The 17,322-nt window shown below is 72.7% G+C and carries 15 protein-coding genes; 4 read left to right on the top strand and 11 right to left on the bottom strand.

What is annotated here, in order from left to right; translation table 11 throughout:
- Positions 1 to 42: 42 nt before the first annotated feature.
- The 4 genes from proC to FZ103_RS11910 form a co-directional block, all read right to left on the bottom strand.
- Positions 43 to 837 (bottom strand): pyrroline-5-carboxylate reductase, encoded by a 795-nt coding sequence (proC, locus tag FZ103_RS11925; protein WP_156000740.1) that lies wholly within the window; start codon positions 835 to 837, stop codon positions 43 to 45.
- Between the two features lie 105 nt (positions 838 to 942).
- Entirely contained in the window at positions 943 to 1,878 is a 936-nt protein-coding gene (locus tag FZ103_RS11920; protein WP_156000738.1) for a proline dehydrogenase family protein, read from the bottom strand.
- 145 nt (positions 1,879 to 2,023) lie between these two features.
- The gene (locus FZ103_RS11915; RefSeq protein ID WP_186356148.1) at positions 2,024 to 2,755 is read right to left on the bottom strand and encodes an ABC transporter permease; all 732 of its coding nucleotides are present in this window, start codon (positions 2,753 to 2,755) and stop codon (positions 2,024 to 2,026) included.
- Positions 2,752 to 3,705: an ATP-binding cassette domain-containing protein gene (locus tag FZ103_RS11910; RefSeq protein WP_186356147.1), complete on the bottom strand. Its 954-nt coding sequence runs from the start codon at positions 3,703 to 3,705 to the stop codon at positions 2,752 to 2,754. Before FZ103_RS11910 ends, FZ103_RS11915 begins: the two co-directional genes overlap by 4 nt.
- A gap of 218 nt (positions 3,706 to 3,923) precedes the next feature.
- Here FZ103_RS11910 and FZ103_RS11905 point away from each other — a divergent pair, with 218 nt between their 5' ends.
- Complete coding sequence (locus tag FZ103_RS11905; protein ID WP_156000734.1) at positions 3,924 to 4,757, top strand: phosphoribosylaminoimidazolesuccinocarboxamide synthase; 834 nt, start codon at positions 3,924 to 3,926, stop codon at positions 4,755 to 4,757.
- Positions 4,758 to 4,885: 128 nt separating this feature from the next.
- On the opposite strand, the gene FZ103_RS11900 is transcribed toward FZ103_RS11905, so the two are convergent.
- Both FZ103_RS11900 and FZ103_RS11895 read right to left on the bottom strand, forming a co-directional pair.
- A complete protein-coding gene (locus FZ103_RS11900; protein ID WP_156000732.1) occupies positions 4,886 to 5,728 on the bottom strand; it encodes an LPXTG cell wall anchor domain-containing protein in 843 nt (280 codons plus the stop codon).
- A gap of 272 nt (positions 5,729 to 6,000) precedes the next feature.
- Complete coding sequence (locus FZ103_RS11895) at positions 6,001 to 6,930, bottom strand: sugar phosphate isomerase/epimerase (RefSeq protein WP_186356146.1); 930 nt, start codon at positions 6,928 to 6,930, stop codon at positions 6,001 to 6,003.
- Positions 6,931 to 7,065: 135 nt separating this feature from the next.
- Between FZ103_RS11895 and FZ103_RS11890 the strand changes: the two genes are divergently transcribed.
- A complete protein-coding gene (locus FZ103_RS11890) occupies positions 7,066 to 7,764 on the top strand; it encodes a class I SAM-dependent methyltransferase (RefSeq protein ID WP_186356145.1) in 699 nt (232 codons plus the stop codon).
- A 26-nt stretch (positions 7,765 to 7,790) separates the two neighbouring features.
- Here FZ103_RS11890 and FZ103_RS11885 read toward each other — a convergent pair whose 3' ends face one another.
- A complete protein-coding gene (locus FZ103_RS11885) occupies positions 7,791 to 8,714 on the bottom strand; it encodes an SGNH/GDSL hydrolase family protein (protein ID WP_186356144.1) in 924 nt (307 codons plus the stop codon).
- A gap of 236 nt (positions 8,715 to 8,950) precedes the next feature.
- Between FZ103_RS11885 and radA the strand changes: the two genes are divergently transcribed.
- Entirely contained in the window at positions 8,951 to 10,312 is a 1,362-nt protein-coding gene (radA, locus tag FZ103_RS11880) for a DNA repair protein RadA (RefSeq protein WP_156000730.1), read from the top strand.
- 69 nt (positions 10,313 to 10,381) lie between these two features.
- Here the strand turns inward: radA and FZ103_RS11875 are convergent, their stop codons facing one another.
- Complete coding sequence (locus FZ103_RS11875; RefSeq protein ID WP_186356143.1) at positions 10,382 to 11,110, bottom strand: hypothetical protein; 729 nt, start codon at positions 11,108 to 11,110, stop codon at positions 10,382 to 10,384.
- 138 nt (positions 11,111 to 11,248) lie between these two features.
- On the opposite strand from FZ103_RS11875, the gene FZ103_RS11870 reads away from it, so the two are divergent.
- Positions 11,249 to 12,124: an A/G-specific adenine glycosylase gene (locus tag FZ103_RS11870; RefSeq protein WP_156000728.1), complete on the top strand. Its 876-nt coding sequence runs from the start codon at positions 11,249 to 11,251 to the stop codon at positions 12,122 to 12,124.
- Positions 12,125 to 12,214: 90 nt separating this feature from the next.
- Here the strand turns inward: FZ103_RS11870 and FZ103_RS11865 are convergent, their stop codons facing one another.
- The 3 genes from FZ103_RS11865 to FZ103_RS11855 all read right to left on the bottom strand — a co-directional run bounded on the left by FZ103_RS11865 (position 12,215) and on the right by FZ103_RS11855 (position 17,128).
- Positions 12,215 to 13,120: a DUF3105 domain-containing protein gene (locus FZ103_RS11865; protein ID WP_186356142.1), complete on the bottom strand. Its 906-nt coding sequence runs from the start codon at positions 13,118 to 13,120 to the stop codon at positions 12,215 to 12,217.
- 705 nt (positions 13,121 to 13,825) lie between these two features.
- Positions 13,826 to 16,336: an ATP-dependent Clp protease ATP-binding subunit gene (locus FZ103_RS11860; RefSeq protein ID WP_156000724.1), complete on the bottom strand. Its 2,511-nt coding sequence runs from the start codon at positions 16,334 to 16,336 to the stop codon at positions 13,826 to 13,828.
- A 453-nt stretch (positions 16,337 to 16,789) separates the two neighbouring features.
- Entirely contained in the window at positions 16,790 to 17,128 is a 339-nt protein-coding gene (locus FZ103_RS11855; RefSeq protein WP_156000723.1) for an Lsr2 family protein, read from the bottom strand.
- Between the last annotated feature and the right edge of the window lie 194 nt (positions 17,129 to 17,322).

Genomic DNA, 17,322 nt, shown 5'->3' with positions numbered 1-17,322 from the left:
GCGCCGGCGGCGGGACCCGGCCCGCCCGCTGCGGCCCGCGGATCAGCCCTCGGAGAGTTGGCGGCTGCGTTCGCGAGCGGCCTCGATGGCGTCGGTGAACGCCGTGCGCACGCCGTGGCGCTCCAGCTCGCGCACCGCCGCGGCGGTGGTGCCGCCCGGCGAGGTGACCGCCTCGCGCAGCACGACCGGGTGGGCCCCGGCATCGTCCAGCATCGCGGCGGCGCCCCCGATGGTCTGGGTGACCAGCTTCTTGGCCGCCGCGCGGGTCATGCCCATGGCCACGCCCGCCTCGATCATGGTCTCGGCGATGAAGTAGAAGTAGGCCGGGCCGCTGCCGGAGATGGCCGTGACCGTGTCCATGTGGCGCTCGGGCACCCGGACGACCTCGCCCACCGACCGCAGCAGGGATTCGGCGTGGTCGAGCTGGCCGTCGGCGGTGTGGGCGCCGCCGGCGAGCGCGGTCATGCCGCGGCCCACCAGCGCCGGGGTGTTGGGCATGGCGCGCACGACCGCGACCTCGCCGGAGAGGTGCTTCTCCAGCAGCGAGGTGGTGATTCCGGCCGCGATGGAGATGACCAGGGTGTCGGCGCCGATGTCGCCGTCGAGTTCGTCGAGCAGGTCGACCATGTCCTGGGGCTTGACGGCCAGGATCAGGGTGGAGGCGCGCCGGGCGGACTCGGCCAACGGGACGGCGGCGACGCCGTAGCGCTCCCGCAGCTCCGCGGCCCGCTCCTGGTTCGGCTCGGTGACCACGAGCTGGGTGGGTTCGTAGCCGGTCGCCAGCAGGCCGGCGAGCAGCGCCTCGCCCATCTTGCCGCCGCCGATGATCGCGATCATGACCTCACCTCATAGCCTTCGCCGTTTCCTCAACGCTATCGGGGCCGCGGCCCGTGCCGCACCCGAGGCAGGGCTGCCTGTGGACGGGCGCCCGGGCGGCGGGGCTCAGCCGCGGCGCACGACGGCCCGGGCGGCGAATGCCGCGTTCGCCGGCCGCTCGGCCATGCGCCGCACCAGGTAGCCGTACCAGTCGCCGCCGTAGGGCACGTAGACCCGGACCCGGGCGCCCAGCTCGGCCAGGCGGCGCTGCTCGTCGGGGCGCGCGCCGTAGAGCATCTGGTACTCGAATCCGTCGTAGGTGCGCCCGTAGCGGCGGGCCAGGGTGGTGGCGATGTCGATGAGCCGCGGGTCGTGGGTGGCGACCATCGGGTAGGCCTCGCTGTCCATCAGCCTGCGCAGTGAGCGCACGTAGGCGGCGTCGACGTCGCGGCGCTCGGTGTAGCCGGTGGCGCGGTCGGGGGCGTAGGCGCCCTTGCACAGCCGCACCCGCGAGCCGGGCTCGGCGGCCATGGCGGCGGTGTCGCCCTCGGTGCGGCGCAGGTAGGACTGCAGCACGCAGCCCAGCCAGGGATAGTCCGCACGCAGGGCGGCGACCAAGCGCAGGGTGGGGGCGACGTAGCGCTCGGCCTCCATGTCGACGGTCACGGTGGTGCCGGCCTCGGCGGCCGCGGCGCAGATCCGGGAGAGGTGGTCGGTGGCCAGCTGCATGCCCTCGCCGCCCAGTCCCAGCCCCAGGGCGGTCGGCTTCACCGACACCTCGGCCGAGGAGGTCAGCTCGGCCTCGGCGAGCAGCCGCAGCAGGTGCAGGTAGCCCTTGGTGATGTCCTCCGCCGCCGAGGGGTGCTCGACGTCCTCGCCCAAGTGGTCGATGGAGGACAGCAGGCCCTGCTCGGCCAGCTCCCCGGCCGCGCGCACGGCGTCCTCGGCCCGCTCGCCGGCCACGAACCGGTCGACCACGCCGCGCGTGAGCCGGGTCCCCGAGACGAATGCGCGCAGCCTGCCGCTGCCCGAGGCCGCCAGAAGTGTCCGCCGCAGAACCATCCCGCACTCCTCACTCGCCGTGCTCGCCTCTTGCGCCCCGCTGCCCGCGCGGATCCGCGGACACGTGCCGCGCCGCCTCCGAGGCTACGCCGTCGCGGCCCCTTCTCCCCGGGACGCGCTGCCGGCACGGCCCGTCCGCCGCCGGTCAGGGCGTGCGGCGCCGCAGTGTGGCGGCGCCCAGGACGAGGGCCAGGACGGCGCACGCCAGGACGACGCCGGTGTTGACCACAAGGTCGCCGGTGACGTCCGCCGAGCGCGTGGCGTCGGTGATGGCCTCGACCGCGTACGACAGCGGCATCGCATAGGACACCGCCTCCAGCACCTCGTGCATCTCCTCACGCGGCGCGAACAGACCGCACAGCAACACCTGCGGCATGATGAACGCCGGCATGAACTGCACGACCTGGAACTCGGTGCGGGCGAAGGCGCTGGCGAGCAGCCCCAGCGCGATGCCCAGCAGGGCGTCGGCGAGGGCGATCGCGCCCAGGGTCCACAGTTCGCCCTCGACCTCCATGCCCAGGGCCTGGGCCGCCGCCACCACGGCGGCCACCTGCACCACGGCGACCAGGCCGAAGGCGGCGGCGTAGCCGAACAGCAGGTCGAGCTTGCCGGCGGGCAGCGTCATCAGCCGCTCCAGCGTGCCGCTCTGGCGTTCGCGCAGCGTGGCCATGGAGGTCACCAGGAACAGCACGACGAAGGGGAAGACGGCCACCAGCTGCGGGGCGATTCGGTCGAAGAGGCGTTCGTCGTCGAAGACGTAGCGCAGCAGGAACAGCAGCACCGTGGGCACGGCCACCAGCAGCACGACGGTGCGGGGATCGTGCTTGAGCTGGCGCAGGATGCGCGCGGCGGTGGCCGCGGTGATGGCCGGATTCACGGCCGGCTCCCGGTGCCGGGCTCGGGGCCGGACGGCGGGTCGGGATCGGCGGACGCCCCCGGAGGCCGGCGGCGCTCGTGGCGCCCACGCGGTTCGGATTCCCGGGGTGCTTGGGGCGGGGGCGGGCGCACGCCCGCTGCGGCGCGGCGGGATTCGTGGCGGCCGGCGTAGCATCCGTCGCCGGGACCCCGATCGGCGGGTGCCGCCGCGGCGGCGCCGTCGGCGCGGGCCGTGGCGTGTCCGCGGATCAGCCGCAGGAACGCCTGCTCCAGGTCGGCCGTTCCGGTGCGCTCGCGCAGCGCGGCGGGGGTCTCGACCGCGACGATGGCGCCCTCGCGCATGAGCAGCAGGCGGTCGCAGCGCCCGGCCTCGTCCATGACGTGGCTGGAGACCAGCAGCGAGGTGCCGCGGTCGCGCAGGGTGTGGAACAGCCGCCACAGCTCCTCGCGCAGTACGGGGTCCAGCCCCACGGTGGGCTCGTCGAGCACCAGCAGCTCGGGGGCGCCGAGCAGGGCGACGGCGAGGCTGGCGCGGGCGCGCTGCCCGCCGGAGAGCCGCCCGACCTCGTGGCCGGCGTGATCGGTCAGCCCGGTCTCGGCGAGCACGCGGTCGGCGTCGGAGCGCGGCGCGCGCAGCACCGCCGCGAAGTAGCGCAGGTTCTCGATGACCGAGAGGTCGGCGTAGACCGACGGGGTCTGCGCGGCGTAGCCGACCCGGCGCCGCAGCGCGGGATGGCCCGCCGGGCGGCCCAGGACCGTCACCCGGCCCTCGGCGACCACTTGGACGCCCATCACGGCGCGCATCAGCGAGGACTTGCCGCAGCCGCTGGGCCCCAGCAGGCCGGTGATCTCGCCTGGAGGTATGCGGAAGTCCACGCCGCGCACCGCGTCGCGCCCGCCGCGGACGATGCGCAGTCCTTCGGCGGCGACCGCGGGCCCGGATCCGTCCATGCCCCGAACCTAGCCCGCGGCGCTATGGGCGGACAATGCCGTGCGCCCGGCTTGTGGACGGCGGCTGCCCCTGCGCCGCGGCGCGCACTCCATCCCCGCCGACCTCCGCGAATGCGGGTGAAGTAACCTTTGTCGTCGTTCCGCCGAGCCGGGTCCGGGCCGGCGAGGCCGCGGCGGTCGCACTCCCACTCACAGCAAGGACGGCAGGCAGGCATCCCATGGAACTCGTCCACTCCGGCAAGGTCCGCGACGTCTACGCCGACGGCGGCGACCTGATCCTCGTGGCCTCCGACCGCGTCAGCGTCTACGACGTGGTGCTGCCCACACCGATCCCCGACAAGGGCCGGATCCTCACCCGGCTCTCGCTGTGGTGGTTCGAGCGGCTCGCCGACATCATGCCCAACCACGTCGTCTCGGCCGACGACGTCCCCGCCGAGTGGGCGGGGCGGGCCATCCGCTGCCGGCGCCTGGACATGCTGCCCGTGGAGTTCGTCGCGCGCGGCTACCTGGCCGGCTCGGCGCTGCAGGAGTACAAGAAGCGCAAGGCGCTCTCCGGAGTGCCGCTGCCCGGCGGCCTGGTCGAGGCGTCGCGGCTGCCGGAGCCGGTCTTCACCCCGACCACCAAGGCGGCCGAGGGCCACGACGAGCCGATCACCTTCGACGAGGTCGCCGCCGAGATCGGTGCCGAGACCGCCGAGCGGCTGCGCGACGCGACGCTGCGGATCTACGCGCACGGCGCCGAGCTGGCCGCCGAGCAGGGAATCGTGATCGCCGACACCAAGGTGGAGTTCGGCCGCGCGCCCGACGGCACGCTCGTCCTCGCCGACGAGGTGCTCACCCCCGACTCCTCGCGGTTCTGGCCCGCCGACCAGTGGCGCCCCGGGCGCCCGCAGAACTCGCTGGACAAGCAGTTCCTGCGGGACTGGAGCAGCACCATCGCGGGCTGGGACCGCACGCCGCCGGGGCCGGAGATCCCCGAGGACATCGTCGAGGCGACCCGCGCGCGCTACGTGGAGTGCTACGAGCGCATCACCGGGCTGCGCTGGAAATAGGACCTCGGCCGACTCCCGGCCCCCCGGCTCCCCCGCAGCGCGGGCACGGCGAGAGCACGACGAAGGGGCGGGCGCCCGATCGGGCGCCCGCCCCTTGCTGTGCGCCGCCTCCGCGAGGGGTGGCGCGCCTACTCCTCGCCGGCGGCCGGAGCCGTCTTCTTGCGGCGGGTGAGGTACAGCGCGGCACCGCCGCCGCCGACCGCGACCACGCCGGCCGCGACGAGACCGGACAGCGCGGCGCCGGTGACCGGCAGACCGCCTTCGGCGCTGTCGTCCGCGGGCGGTGCGGCGCCGCCGTCATCGGGGGCCGCGGACTCCTCGTCGGGAGCGGGGGTCTCCTTGTCGTCGGCGGGCGGGGTGGCCTCGCCGTCCTCGGGAGGCGTGCTCTCGCCGTCCTCTGGCGGGGTGCTCGGCTCCTCATCCGGCGGCGGGGTGGTCTCGCCGCTGTCCGGCGGAGGCGTGGTCTCACCGTTGCCGGGCGGGGTGCTCGGCTCCTCCTCCGGCGGCGCGGTCGGCTCGTCCTCTTCGCAGTCGACCCAGAAGACCTTGTGCTTCTTGCCGGGGAGCTGGGGCTTGCCCTCGAACTCCCACTTGGCCTTGTAGTGCCCGTCGGGCAGGACGATGTCGTCGGTGCGGCCGTTGCCGTCCTCGTCGAGGGTGAGCTCGCCCTCGGCGACGACGTTCCGCTCGCCCGTGGGCGGAATCTCCTTGATCTTCCAGGAGACCGCCTGGGCGGAGTCGAACTTGTGGCCCGCCAAGTAGAACTCGCAGACGTGCGGCTCGTTCCTGGGCAACTCGAGGGTGGTCGAGGAGTCGTGGACCTTGATCCGCCCGTTGTTGCCCTTGTGGTTGCCGTCCAGCGTGGTGGCGTCCGCGGCCGCCGTGCCGCCCAGGGCGAACGAGACCGATCCGATGAGCAGCGCACCTCCGGCGAGGCGCGCGGTGTTCTTGAGCCAGTAGCCGTGTGACAAGTGAGTCCTCTTCGAAAGTGCGGGGATGACGAATACGTCGCGACTCACCCGTCTCCGCCTGCGGCGGTAGCGGGGGGACGGGAGTGACCAGAGTGAACATAGCGGCTGGCCGTGGATTCGGACACCCATAAACATCACAGCTACGCAACGGCTCGCTGCGGCTTGACCCGGCGGATCCGCCCCCCTACGCAGGGCGATAAGGAAGAGGCGGCCCCCGGAGAACGGCGCGATTTCTCCGCGCCCCAAGGCCGCAACCCGGTTTTCGGTCCGGCTCAGGCCGTGCGGTCGACCGTCCCCTCGGAGGACACCGCGAAGGTGCGCGGCGGCACCGTCTCGGCGGCCTCGCGCAGCAGGGACGTGCGCTCGCGGCGCGGGCCGCCGTCATTGGCGGGATCGGTCCTCACCCCTGCGAAGTGCAGCCGAGTGAAGGCGAGCGCCTCGGCGAGCTCCAGGTGGCGCGTCTCGGTGTCGGCGGCCTTGCGGGTGTTGACCTCCAGCACGATCTGCCCGCCGTAGCCGGTGGTGGCCAGGTGCTCCAGCACGGCGGCGCAGGGCTGGGTGCCGCGGCCGGGGATCAGGTGCTCGTCGAAGTTCTGCGTGCCGGTGCCGTCGGCCAGGTGCACGTGCGACAGCCGGTCGCCCAACTGCTTGGCCATCTCCAGTCCGTCGGAGTGGGACATCGCCGCGTGGGACAGGTCGAGCGTGACGTCGGGGTAGTCGCGTTCGATCGGGTTCCAGCTCGGGGCGTAGGGAACGACCTCGCGGTCGCGCATGCGCACCGGGTACATGTTCTCCACGGCGAAGGCGACGTCGGTCTCCTCCTGCATCCGGCTGATGCCGGTCTCGAACTCGCGGGCGTACTCGCGCTGCCAGCGGAACGCCGGATGCACCACGATGGTCGCGGCACCCAGCGCCTCGGCCATCTCCTTGGACTTCACCAGCTTCTCCCAGGGGTCGCGGCCCCACACCCACTGGGTGAAGATCAGGCACGGGGCGTGGACCGCGAGAATGGGCACGCCGTGGTAGTCCGAAAGCCGGCGCAGCATGTCGGTGTCCTGGCTGACCGGGTCGGTGGAGACCAGCACCTCGATACCGTCGTAGCCGAGCTTGGCCGCGATCTCGAAGGCCGCCGGGGTCTTCTCCGGGTAGACCGACGCCGTCGACAGCACAACGGGCGCGTCTGGGACCTGGACGGAACTCACTCCACCAAGATATGCGCTGTCGGCTCATGCCGGATCGGCCCCCCGCGCCGCCCGCGCGCCGCATCCAGCGCGCGGCGGCCCGGGCGCGCGGGTGCCGCACCGGACCCGGCCCCCGGGACGCCTATCCTTCCCCGGGTGAGCGCAGCACTGGCGGGGGCCGTGCCCAGCCCCAACATCTGGCACCACCCCCGCGTCTACGAGCTGGAGAACGAGGCCGCCGACCCCGACGGGGTCATCGACGCCGCGATGCGCGCGGTGCGCGGCACGGCGGGCGCCCATGTGCTCGACATCGGCTGCGGCGGCGGCTACCACCTGCCCCGCTTCGCCCGCGAGGCCGCCCGGGTCACCGGCGTCGAGCCGCACCGCGGGCTCGCCCGCGCGGCGCGGCAGCGCACGGCCGGCACGCCCGGCGTCGAGGTGCGCACCGGGGTCGCCCAGCGGCTGCCGGTCCCCGACGCCTCCGTGGACGTCGCCCACGCGCGCCTGGCGTACTTCTTCGGCCCCGGCTGCGAGCCGGGGCTGGCCGAGCTGCGCCGGGTCGTGCGGCGGGGCGGGGTGGCGTTCATCATCGACAACGACGCCACCCGCAGCACCTTCGGCGGCTGGTTCCGCCGGTCCCTGCCCGGCTACGACCCCGAGCGGGTCGAGCGGTTCTGGTTCCGGCAGGGGTTCGCGCGCACACCGCTGACGATGCGCTGGCGCTTCCGCAGCCGGGCCGACTTCGAGGCGGTCGTGCGGATCGAGCTGTCGCCCACGGTGGCCGATGAGGTCATCGCCGAGCACACCGGCCTGGAAGTGGACTACGCCGTCAACCTGTGGTGGCGCGAGTACTGACTCCCGGGCCGGCGGCCCGCTCCGGCTCAGGCCAGCGGGCTGCCCTGCTGCACCGGCTCCGCGCCCAGGGCGCCCAGCACCCGGTCGGCGACCTCGGCCATGCCCGCGGCGTTGGGGTGGGCGGGAGCCGCGGGGCGGTTGGGGAAGACGCCCTCGACCCACCGCTGCCCGGGCGGGGCGCACATGTCGTGGCCCGGCCCCGAGGTGTCGACGAACACGGCGCCGGCATCGGCGGCCTCCTTGGCGACGACCGCGTTGAGCTCCGACCACACGCCGTAGAGGTACTCGATGTCGTCGTCGGCGAAGGGGGCGTTCAGGCACGGCTCCTCGGGGGGAAGCAGCTCCAGGTAGCCGACGACGGCGATCGTGGCCTCGGGGCTGCGTTCGCGCGCGGCGTCCAGCACCCCGCCGATGCGCTCCCCGACCTCGGGCAGGCGCTCGCGCAGCCGGTCGCCGCCCGGTCCGGTGTAGTGGTCGCGGCACGGGTCGCCGTCGAGATCGGTGGCGGCCAGGGCCAGGCACTTCAGCGCGATCTCGGCGTAGCCGAGGTCGTTGCCGCCGATACCCAGGGTGACCAGCGTGGTGTCGGGCGTCAGCGCGTCGAGCTGGGGCGGGTTCTCCGTCAGCGCCAGGTTCTGGGGCTCGCTCATGTGCCGGGTTTCGGCGCCGATGCAGCTGGCGTCGGTGAACTCGGCGGCGCCCAGCGCCTCGGCGACCCGGTTGGGGTAGTTGGCGCGCGAGCGCAGGCACAGGGCGGGGTCGCCGTAGGTCGGCGGGATGAAGGGGCCGGCGGTGAACGAGTCGCCGAGTGCCACGTACTCGGCGGCGAGGCCGCCGTTCGCGGAATCCGCGGTCGCGGCGGTGGCGGGCGCGGCCGTGAGCACGAGTGCGCCGGTGGCGGCGAGAACGAGTGCGGGGGCGCCGCGGCGGGTGGCGGGTGCTGCGGACACGGGCGGCTCCTGGGTGCGTGCGGGTGCCGGACCGGGCCGGCGGGGTGGGGCGGTCGAACGGCGCGCCGCTTCTCTATGTCACCACTCGAATGCATGCGGTAAACGACACTGGCCGCAACCGGCCAGGAGTCGGGAGCGGCAGGGACGTGACCGAGCGTAACCGCAGGGGCGGCCGGATTCCACAGGCCGCGCCCGCGCCGGTCCGCGGTGTCGTCGCCGACCGCTACGGTGCAGCCATGGCCAAGGCTGCGAAGACCACCTTCCGCTGCAGTGAATGCGGCTGGACCACCCTCAAGTGGGTCGGGCGCTGCGGTGAGTGCCAGGCGTGGGGCACCGTCGAGGAGTCCGGCGCGCCCTCCACCACCGTGATCGCCCCGGCACGGGTCACCACGGCGGCCCGGCCCATCACCGAGATCAGCGTCGAGACCGCGCACGCCTCCCCCACCGGGCTGGACGAGCTCGATCGCGTCCTGGGCGGCGGCGTCGTGCCCGGCGGCGTCATGCTGCTGGCGGGCGAGCCCGGCGTGGGCAAGTCCACGCTGCTGCTGGAGGTCGCCGCCCTGTGCGCCGACTCCGGGCCGGTGCTCTATGTGACGGGCGAGGAGTCGACCGGACAGGTGCGGCTGCGCGCGGACCGCCTCGGAGCGCTGTCGCCCAAGCTGTACCTGGCGGCCGAGACCTCGGTGGCGTCGCTGGTCAGCCACGTCGACGCCGTCTCCCCCGCGCTGCTGATCGTCGACTCCGTGCAGACCATGAGCTCGCCGGACGTGGCGGGCGTGCCCGGCGGCGTCACCCAGGTGCGCGAGGTGGCGGGGGCCCTGATCCGGCTGGCCAAGGAGCGCGGCATCGCCACGGTGCTGGTCGGCCACGTCACCAAGGACGGCTCCATCGCCGGGCCCCGGCTGCTGGAGCACCTGGTCGACGTCGTGCTGCAGTTCGAGGGCGACCGCCACTCCCAGCTGCGCATGCTGCGCGCGGTCAAGAACCGCTACGGCCCCACCGACGAGATCGGCTGCTTCGAGCTGACCGACTCCGGCATCCTCGGGCTTCCCGATCCCAGCGGCCTGTTCCTCACCCGCCGCAACGAGCCGGTACCCGGCACCTGCGTCACCGTCACGCTTGAGGGCCGGCGCCCGCTCATCGCCGAGGTGCAGGCGCTGGTGGCCTCCTCCAACCTGCCGCAGCCGCGCCGCGCCAACTCCGGGCTCGACTCCGCGCGGGTGAACATGGTCATGGCGGTGCTGGAACGCCGTGCGCGGGTGCGCATCGCCGGTGCCGACGTCTACGCCTCCACCGTGGGCGGGGTGCGGCTGGGCGAACCCTCGGTCGACCTGGCGCTGGCGCTGGCCGTGGCCGGCTCGGTGCGCGACGAGGCGCTGCCGCGGGGCCTGGTCGCCATCGGCGAGGTCGGGCTGGCCGGCGACGTCCGGGCGGTCACGGGGGTCCAGCGGCGGCTGGTCGAGGCGCAGCGGCTGGGCTTCACCCGGGCCATCGTGCCGCGCCACAGCGAGGAGCCCGTCGAGGGCCTGGAAGTCGTGGGCGTCGACGACATCGGCGGCGCCCTGCGGTCGGCCTTCCCGGCGCCGCAGGCCGGCTGACGCCGTGCCGCCCCGCGAAAGCGCCGACCGGGCTGGCCCGGTCGGCGCGGAGGTCGTATCGGGGGCGGGTCAGTTCAGCCGGAACACCTGCGGCTCGACGCCGTGGTCGTAGTCGCTGTGCAGCCGGACCACATAGGTCCCCGGCCGCTTGGCCTTGACGTCCCGGTCGGGGCAGTCCTTCCAGGAACGCGAGCGGTCCCAGGTCACGGTCGTGGTGAAGGGGACCCCGCGCTGGAGCCGCTGCTTGTCGGAGGCCGAGCCCTTCGCGCAGTCGGCGGTGGAGAAGATGCGGTCGTCACCGGAGGTGATGACCAGCTTCAGGGTCTTGGGCCCAACGTCGACCGTGCAGGTCTGCTCCTCGGTGTTGACCAGGGTGAGTTTGAACTCGGGCTTGTCGTTCCAGTCGTAGTCGCTCTTGTCGGTCTTGAGGGTCACCACCACGTCGGAGGGGCGGCAGGGGTCGTCGGGGTTCTCGGGGGCGGCGTAGCCCTCGGAGTCGCCGGAGCCTCCCCCGTCGTCCTCCCCGGAGCCGCCGCCCGACTCGTCGCCGGAGTCGCCCGCGTCCGCTCCGCCTCCGGATCCCGTGCCGCCGCCGGCCGATCCGCCGCCGCCTTCGGCGTCCTGGCCGGCGCCGGCGGAAGGGCTGGGGGAGGCGCTGGGGGGCGGGGATGAGACACTGGGCGGCGACGACTCCTCGGGCGTCGGGCTCTCGGATGTGCCGGATGCCTCGCCGCCGTCGGGTGACGACGGCCGGGTGCACGCGTAGGTGATCAGCGCCACGACAACGAAGAGACCCACCAGCACGAAGACACGCCTTCTCCAATATGTCTCGGGACTCACCGGCCCCGGTTGTCCAGCACTTGACGCCATGGGCGCAGTATTCCGGGTTTCCCGGCGCCGCACCTACTCAACCCGCCGATCCGCATATCGATTGACATGTTCGACAACCCTTACAGCACAGCCGTTCTCGCGTGGTACGAGACCAATGCCCGCGATCTGCCCTGGCGGCGCGACGACGCCACCCCCTGGTCGATCCTGGTCAGCGAGATCATGCTCCAGCAGACACCCGTCGTGCGGGTGCTGCCCGCCTGGGAGGCGTGGCTGGAGCGCTGGCCCGCGCCCGCCGACCTCGCCGCCGAGCCTTCGGGCGAGGCGGTGCGGATGTGGAACCGCCTGGGCTATCCGCGCCGCGCGCTGAACCTGCACGCCGCCGCCTGCGCCATCGTGGACCGCCACGGCGGCGAGGTCCCCTCCTCCCACGCCGACCTGCTCGCGCTGCCCGGCGTGGGCTCCTACACGGCGGCGGCGGTGGCCAGCTTCGCCTTCGGCCAGCGCCACGCGGTGCTCGACACCAACGTGCGCCGGGTGCTGGCACGGGCCCACACGGGCGTGCAGTATCCGCCGAAATCTCAGTCAAAGGCCGAGGTGGCGCTGGCGGAGTCGCTGGTGCCGCCGGATCCGGCCGTGGCCGCCCGCTGGGCCGTGGCGGTGATGGAGCTGGGCGCCCTGGTGTGCACCGCGCGCTCGCCCGCCTGCGCGGACTGCCCCGTCGCCGCCCAGTGCGCCTGGCGGCTGGCCGGAAAGCCCGCCTACGACGGCCCGCCGCGGCGCGGCCAGACCTACGCCGGCACCGACCGCCAGGTGCGCGGCAGGCTGCTGGCGGTGCTGCGGGAGTCGCCCGCGCCGGTGCCCAAGTCGGCCCTGGACGTGGTCTGGCAGGAGCCGGTGCAGCGCGAGCGCGCGCTGGATGCGCTGGTGGCCGACGGCCTGGTGGACCCGCTGGAGGACGGCACCTACGCCCTGCCCGGCTGACGGAGGGCGGCACGGCCCCGGCGCGGCCGCCGCGCGCACGCGCACCGGCCGCGCGGTATCGGGCCGTGCCGCCCTCCCGCGCAGCGCCCGTCAGGCCGTGTCCGTCTCCAGGGTGGCGCCGGTGCCGCCGCTGCAGGGGGCTCCCGGCTCGGGGGTCTGCGGCCCCTGCACGTAGGTGTTGAGGAACTCCACCAGGCGCGGGTCGTCGGGCTCCTCGACCACGAGCCGCTTGCCCCAGGCCACGGCGACGACGTTCTCGCGCTGGAGGGTGTGTCCGGGGCTGATGAGCAGGTAGTCGCCCTCGCGGTAGAGCTCCTGCAGCGTCATCGCGTAGTCACCGGGCAGGTCGTCCTTGTAGGAGATCCACACGGCGCCGTGCTCCAGCGAGTGGACGGCGTGCTCGGGCATCAGCGGCTCGGTGTAGACGCCGCAGTTCTGCCACACGGGGTGGTGCTTGCCGCCGGGCGGCGGATGGAGGTCGTAGGGGACGTACTCCTCGGTGTGCGCGGCCGACAGGTTGTCGAAGGTGCGCACGCCTTCGATGTCGCCGGGTTCGACGCGGCCGGGCAGGTCGCCCTCGGCGGTGGTGGATCCGCCGCTGTCGCCGAGTAGCAGATAGGCGGCCACTCCGCCGCCGACGAGCACCAGGACGAGTACCAGTGCGCCCGCGCCCAGGATCCACCACAGGGCGCCCGAGGAGCGGCGCTTCGGCGCGGCGCCCGCCGGAACGGGGCCGTAGGGGCCGTGGGGCGGCTGGTTCGGGGGGTGTCCGGGCGGCCCCGGGGGCGGACCGGGCGGGCCGGGCTGCCCCGGCGGCGGTCCGTGCGGAGCGGCGCCCTGGGGGCCGTAGCCCCCTTGGCCCTGCTGGGGCCCGCTGCCCTGCTGCCACGGCGGCGGGCCCGCGGGCTGCGGGCCGGACGGGGCCCCGTGCGGCGGGGGCGGCCCGCCTGCCGCGGGCTGCTGCTGGTGCTGGGCGCTGTCATCGGGAGGAACCACGGCCGGAACTCTATCGGCCCCCGGCCGGGTACGACAGGCGCGGCCTCGGTCCACAGTCGGCCGTGCGAGGCGCTTAGGCCGCGGTTGAGAACGGCAGGGGTGCCGCTTTCCAGGAACCCACCGGGAATCATGCGGGGTCGGCCACCACAGAGGTTGCGGCAATGGGGCTGGGTTGCGCGAATCCCGCCCGTCACCCGCCACCGCCCCTAACGGAGGCGCTGCGCGCCACGTACCTGTTCAGAGCCGGCTTGCCGCCGAGCGCACGGCGCACCTTCGCGCCAGAGTCCCGCCACCGGTGGTGCGGCTCCACCTGGGAAGATTCGCGTGCGCTCGGCGGCAAGCAAACAAGTGACGCGAAGCGTCTCCGTTGGGGTGGCGGCGGGCTGACGGGCGGGCACGTGACGCGCAGCGTCTCCGTTGGGGCGGTGGCGGGCCGGCGGGCGGGCACGTGGCGCGAAGCGTCTCCGTTGGGGTGGTGGCGGGCTGACGGGCGGGCACGTGACGCGAAGCGTCTCCGCTGGGGTGGCGGCGGGCTGACGGGCGGGCGGACCGCGCTACGCGAGGCGCACCCATTGCCGCAACCCCGATGGCGGCCGCCCCAGGTGGTACCCGGTGAGTTCCTGCGGAGCAGGCCCCGCGCTTTCAGACGCCGCGAGACACCAAGGGGGGCGGCCCCGAAGGACCGCCCCCCCTTGAGGTCGGGTGCTACTCGCCCTTGCCGGCCGCGGTCTCCTCCACAGCGGGAGTGTCCGGGACGGAGTCGGGCTTGGGCACGCCCTGGAAGGTGAACTTGCCGTCGGTCCCCTCGCCCTCGGCGTCGATCACCACTATCTGGCCGGGCTTGAGGTGGCCGAAGAGGATCTTCTCCGACAGGGCGTCCTCGATCTCGCGCTGGATGGTCCGGCGCAGCGGCCGGGCGCCCAGCACGGGGTCGTAACCGCGCTCGGCCAGCATCTTCTTGGCCGCCGGGCGCAGCTCCAGCCCCATGTCGCGGTCCTTGAGCCGCTCGTCGAGCTTCTCGACCATGAGGTCCACGATGTCGATGATCTCCTGCTCGGTGAGCTGGTGGAAGACGATGACGTCGTCGACGCGGTTGAGGAACTCGGGCCGGAAGTTCTGCTTGAGCTCTTCCTGGACCTTGGCCTTCATCCGGTCGTAGTTCGTCTGGGCGTCGTCCTCCTTGGCGAAGCCCATGGCCGCGCCCTTGGAGATGTCGCGTGTCCCCAGGTTCGTCGTCATGATGATGACGGTGTTCTTGAAGTCGACGTTGCGGCCCTGGGCGTCGGTGAGGCGCCCTTCCTCCAGGACCTGCAGCAGCGAGTTGAAGATGTCGTTGTGGGCCTTCTCGATCTCGTCGAAGAGGACCACGGAGAACGGCTTGCGGCGCACCTTCTCGGTGAGCTGGCCGCCCTCCTCGTAACCCACGTAGCCGGGAGGCGAGCCGAACAGCCGCGAGACGGTGTGCTTCTCCATGAACTCGCTCATGTCGAGCTGGATCAGCGCCTCTTCGTCGCCGAAGAGGAACTCCGCCAGCGTCTTGGACAGCTCGGTCTTACCCACACCGGACGGGCCGGCGAAGATGAACGAACCACCCGGGCGCTTGGGGTCCTTCAGCCCGGCGCGGGTGCGCCGGATGGCCTGCGAGAGCGCCTTGATGGCGTCCTCCTGGCCGATGACCCGCTTGTGCAGCTCCTCCTCCATGCGCAGCAGCCGGGAGGACTCCTCCTCGGTGAGCTTGAAGACCGGGATGCCGGTGGCGGTGGCCAGGACCTCGGCGACGAGCTCCTCGGTCACCTCGGCGACGACGTCCATGTCGCCGGCCTTCCACTCCTTCTCCCGCTGCGCCTTCTGGTTGAGCAGGTTCTTCTCGTCGTCGCGCAGCGACGCCGCCTTCTCGAAGTCCTGGGCGTCGATCGCCGACTCCTTGTCCCGACGGACCTTGGAGATCTTCTCGTCGAACTCGCGCAGGTCCGGCGGGGCGGTCATGCGGCGGATGCGCATCCGCGAGCCGGCCTCGTCGATCAGGTCTATGGCCTTGTCCGGCAGGAAGCGGTCGCTGATGTAGCGATCGGCGAGCTGGGCCGAGGCCACCAGGGCGCTGTCGGTGATCGACACCCGGTGGTGGGCCTCGTAGCGGTCCCGCAGGCCCTTCAGGATCTCGATGGTGTGGGAGATCGTGGGCTCGTCGACCTGGATGGGCTGGAAGCGCCGCTCCAGCGCCGCGTCCTTCTCCAGGTGCTTGCGGTACTCGTCGAGCGTGGTGGCGCCGATGGTCTGCAGCTCACCGCGGGCCAGCATGGGCTTGAGGATGGAGGCGGCGTCTATCGCGCCTTCCGCCGCTCCCGCGCCCACGAGGGTGTGCAGCTCGTCGATGAACAGGATGATGTCGCCGCGGGTGCGGATCTCCTTGAGGACCTTCTTGAGCCGCTCCTCGAAGTCGCCGCGGTAGCGGCTGCCGGCAACCAGGGCGCCGAGGTCGAGCGTGTAGAGCTGCTTGTCCTTCAGCGTCTCGGGGATCTCCCCCTTGACGATCTTCTGGGCCAGCCCTTCGACGACGGCGGTCTTGCCGACACCGGGCTCACCGATGAGCACCGGGTTGTTCTTGGTCCGGCGCGACAGCACCTGCATCACGCGCTCGATCTCCTGGTCCCGCCCTATGACCGGATCCAGCTTGCTCTCGCGCGCCGCCTGGGTGAGGTTGCGCCCGAACTGGTCCAGCACCAGGGAGGTGGAGGGGGTGGACTCCGAGGAGGCACCCGTGGCCTGCGGCTCCTTGCCCTGGTAGCCGTGCAGGAGCTGGATGACCTGCTGGCGCACCCGGTTGAGGTCGGCGCCGAGCTTGACCAGCACCTGGGCGGCCACGCCCTCGCCCTCGCGGATGAGGCCGAGCAGGATGTGCTCCGTGCCGATGTAGTTGTGCCCGAGCTGCAGGGCTTCCCTGAGGGAGAGCTCCAGAACCTTCTTAGCGCGGGGGGTAAAGGGGATGTGGCCGGAGGGGGCCTGCTGGCCCTGGCCGATGATCTCCTCTACCTGCTGCCGAACCGCTTCGAGGCTGATACCCAGGCTCTCCAGAGCCTTCGCAGCGACGCCCTCACCCTCGTGGATGAGGCCGAGCAGGATGTGCTCTGTACCAATGTAGTTGTGGTTGAGCATCCTGGCCTCTTCCTGGGCCAGGACCACCACGCGCCGCGCGCGGTCGGTAAACCTCTCGAACATGTCTCGTCGCTCCTCACAGAGCGGTCAGGCAGGGACGGAAGTTCCGACCCTCGCTTTCCGCATTACGGCCCCTCAGGGGAAAGCCCCGTGGAGGCGCTTCCGCACCCGTCCACCAAGCGAGCGGCTTCGCACCGGCTCACCCGACGAACACATCCCGCACGGACGGCTGCTGCCAACCCTCCGTGCCAGAGACTTTCCCCGACGATAGGGCGTTCATCCTCATCCAACTACCTATCGGGGGCTGAGTGTTCCGACTACGCCGCAAGCGAACGGCCCGTGTGCCCCGATACTGCGAGGGCACACGGGCCGTGAACGCGCATTCGCGCGCGGATTTGCTCTCAGCGAACAAGGGCCGGCCGCGAGGTGTCCGGCAGGTAATGGCCTTGCGCGGGTCTCCCGGGTCCGGAGAGCTCCGCGCAACCGCCACTCGCAAGCCGGCGCCGAAGCGGGGGCTCAGCGCTGGGCGGCCTCGTACTCGGCGACGATGGCCGCCGGGATCCTGCCGCGCTCGTTGACCTGCTTTCCCGCGGCCTTCGCCCACGCCCGGATCTCGGCGCTGCGCTCGCGGCTGGGGGCGTTGCGCTGCTGGCGCTTGCCGCCGCGCCCGCCGCTCTTGGACGGGGCCTTGCGTGCGGCCTCGACGTAGGGGGCGAGAGCTTCGCGCAGCTTGGTGGCGTTGCCGGCGCTGAGGTCGATTTCGTAGGAGGAACCGTCAACCCCGAACGAAACGGTCTCCTCGGCCTCGCCGCCGTCCAGATCGTCGACGAGAAGCACCTGAACCTTTTGTGCCATAGATAGAACCTTTCCAGCAGAGCGGTGCGATGGCACCTGAATATAAAGCTATCCGGAGAGAACGCAGAAGACAATTCTCCACGCGGCCGAAAACCTGTCCAGCCTATGCCCGGGCCGCGCGCCCGGAGCAAATCCCAACTCGCCGGCCATACAGACCCGCGCCCCCTGCGACCGGGCGGAGTCGTTAAGGCCGG

The organism is Streptomonospora sp. PA3 (assembly GCF_009728995.1).
Lineage (GTDB): Bacteria > Actinomycetota > Actinomycetes > Streptosporangiales > Streptosporangiaceae > Streptomonospora.
The sequence above is the reverse complement of the archived record's forward strand: the minus strand, read 5'-3'. Positions and strand labels throughout refer to the sequence as shown.

What these genes read in the sequence shown, in the direction of transcription:
- proC (WP_156000740.1), bottom strand. Translation starts at nt 837, where the DNA reads ATGATCGCGATCATCGGCGGCGGCAAGATGGGCGAGGCGCTGCTCGCC.
- FZ103_RS11920 (WP_156000738.1), bottom strand. Translation starts at nt 1,878, where the DNA reads ATGGTTCTGCGGCGGACACTTCTGGCGGCCTCGGGCAGCGGCAGGCTG.
- FZ103_RS11910 (WP_186356147.1), bottom strand. Translation starts at nt 3,705, where the DNA reads ATGGACGGATCCGGGCCCGCGGTCGCCGCCGAAGGACTGCGCATCGTC.
- FZ103_RS11905 (WP_156000734.1), top strand. Translation starts at nt 3,924, where the DNA reads ATGGAACTCGTCCACTCCGGCAAGGTCCGCGACGTCTACGCCGACGGC.
- radA (WP_156000730.1), top strand. Translation starts at nt 8,951, where the DNA reads ATGGCCAAGGCTGCGAAGACCACCTTCCGCTGCAGTGAATGCGGCTGG.
- FZ103_RS11870 (WP_156000728.1), top strand. Translation starts at nt 11,249, where the DNA reads ATGTTCGACAACCCTTACAGCACAGCCGTTCTCGCGTGGTACGAGACC.
- FZ103_RS11860 (WP_156000724.1), bottom strand. Translation starts at nt 16,336, where the DNA reads ATGTTCGAGAGGTTTACCGACCGCGCGCGGCGCGTGGTGGTCCTGGCC.
- FZ103_RS11855 (WP_156000723.1), bottom strand. Translation starts at nt 17,128, where the DNA reads ATGGCACAAAAGGTTCAGGTGCTTCTCGTCGACGATCTGGACGGCGGC.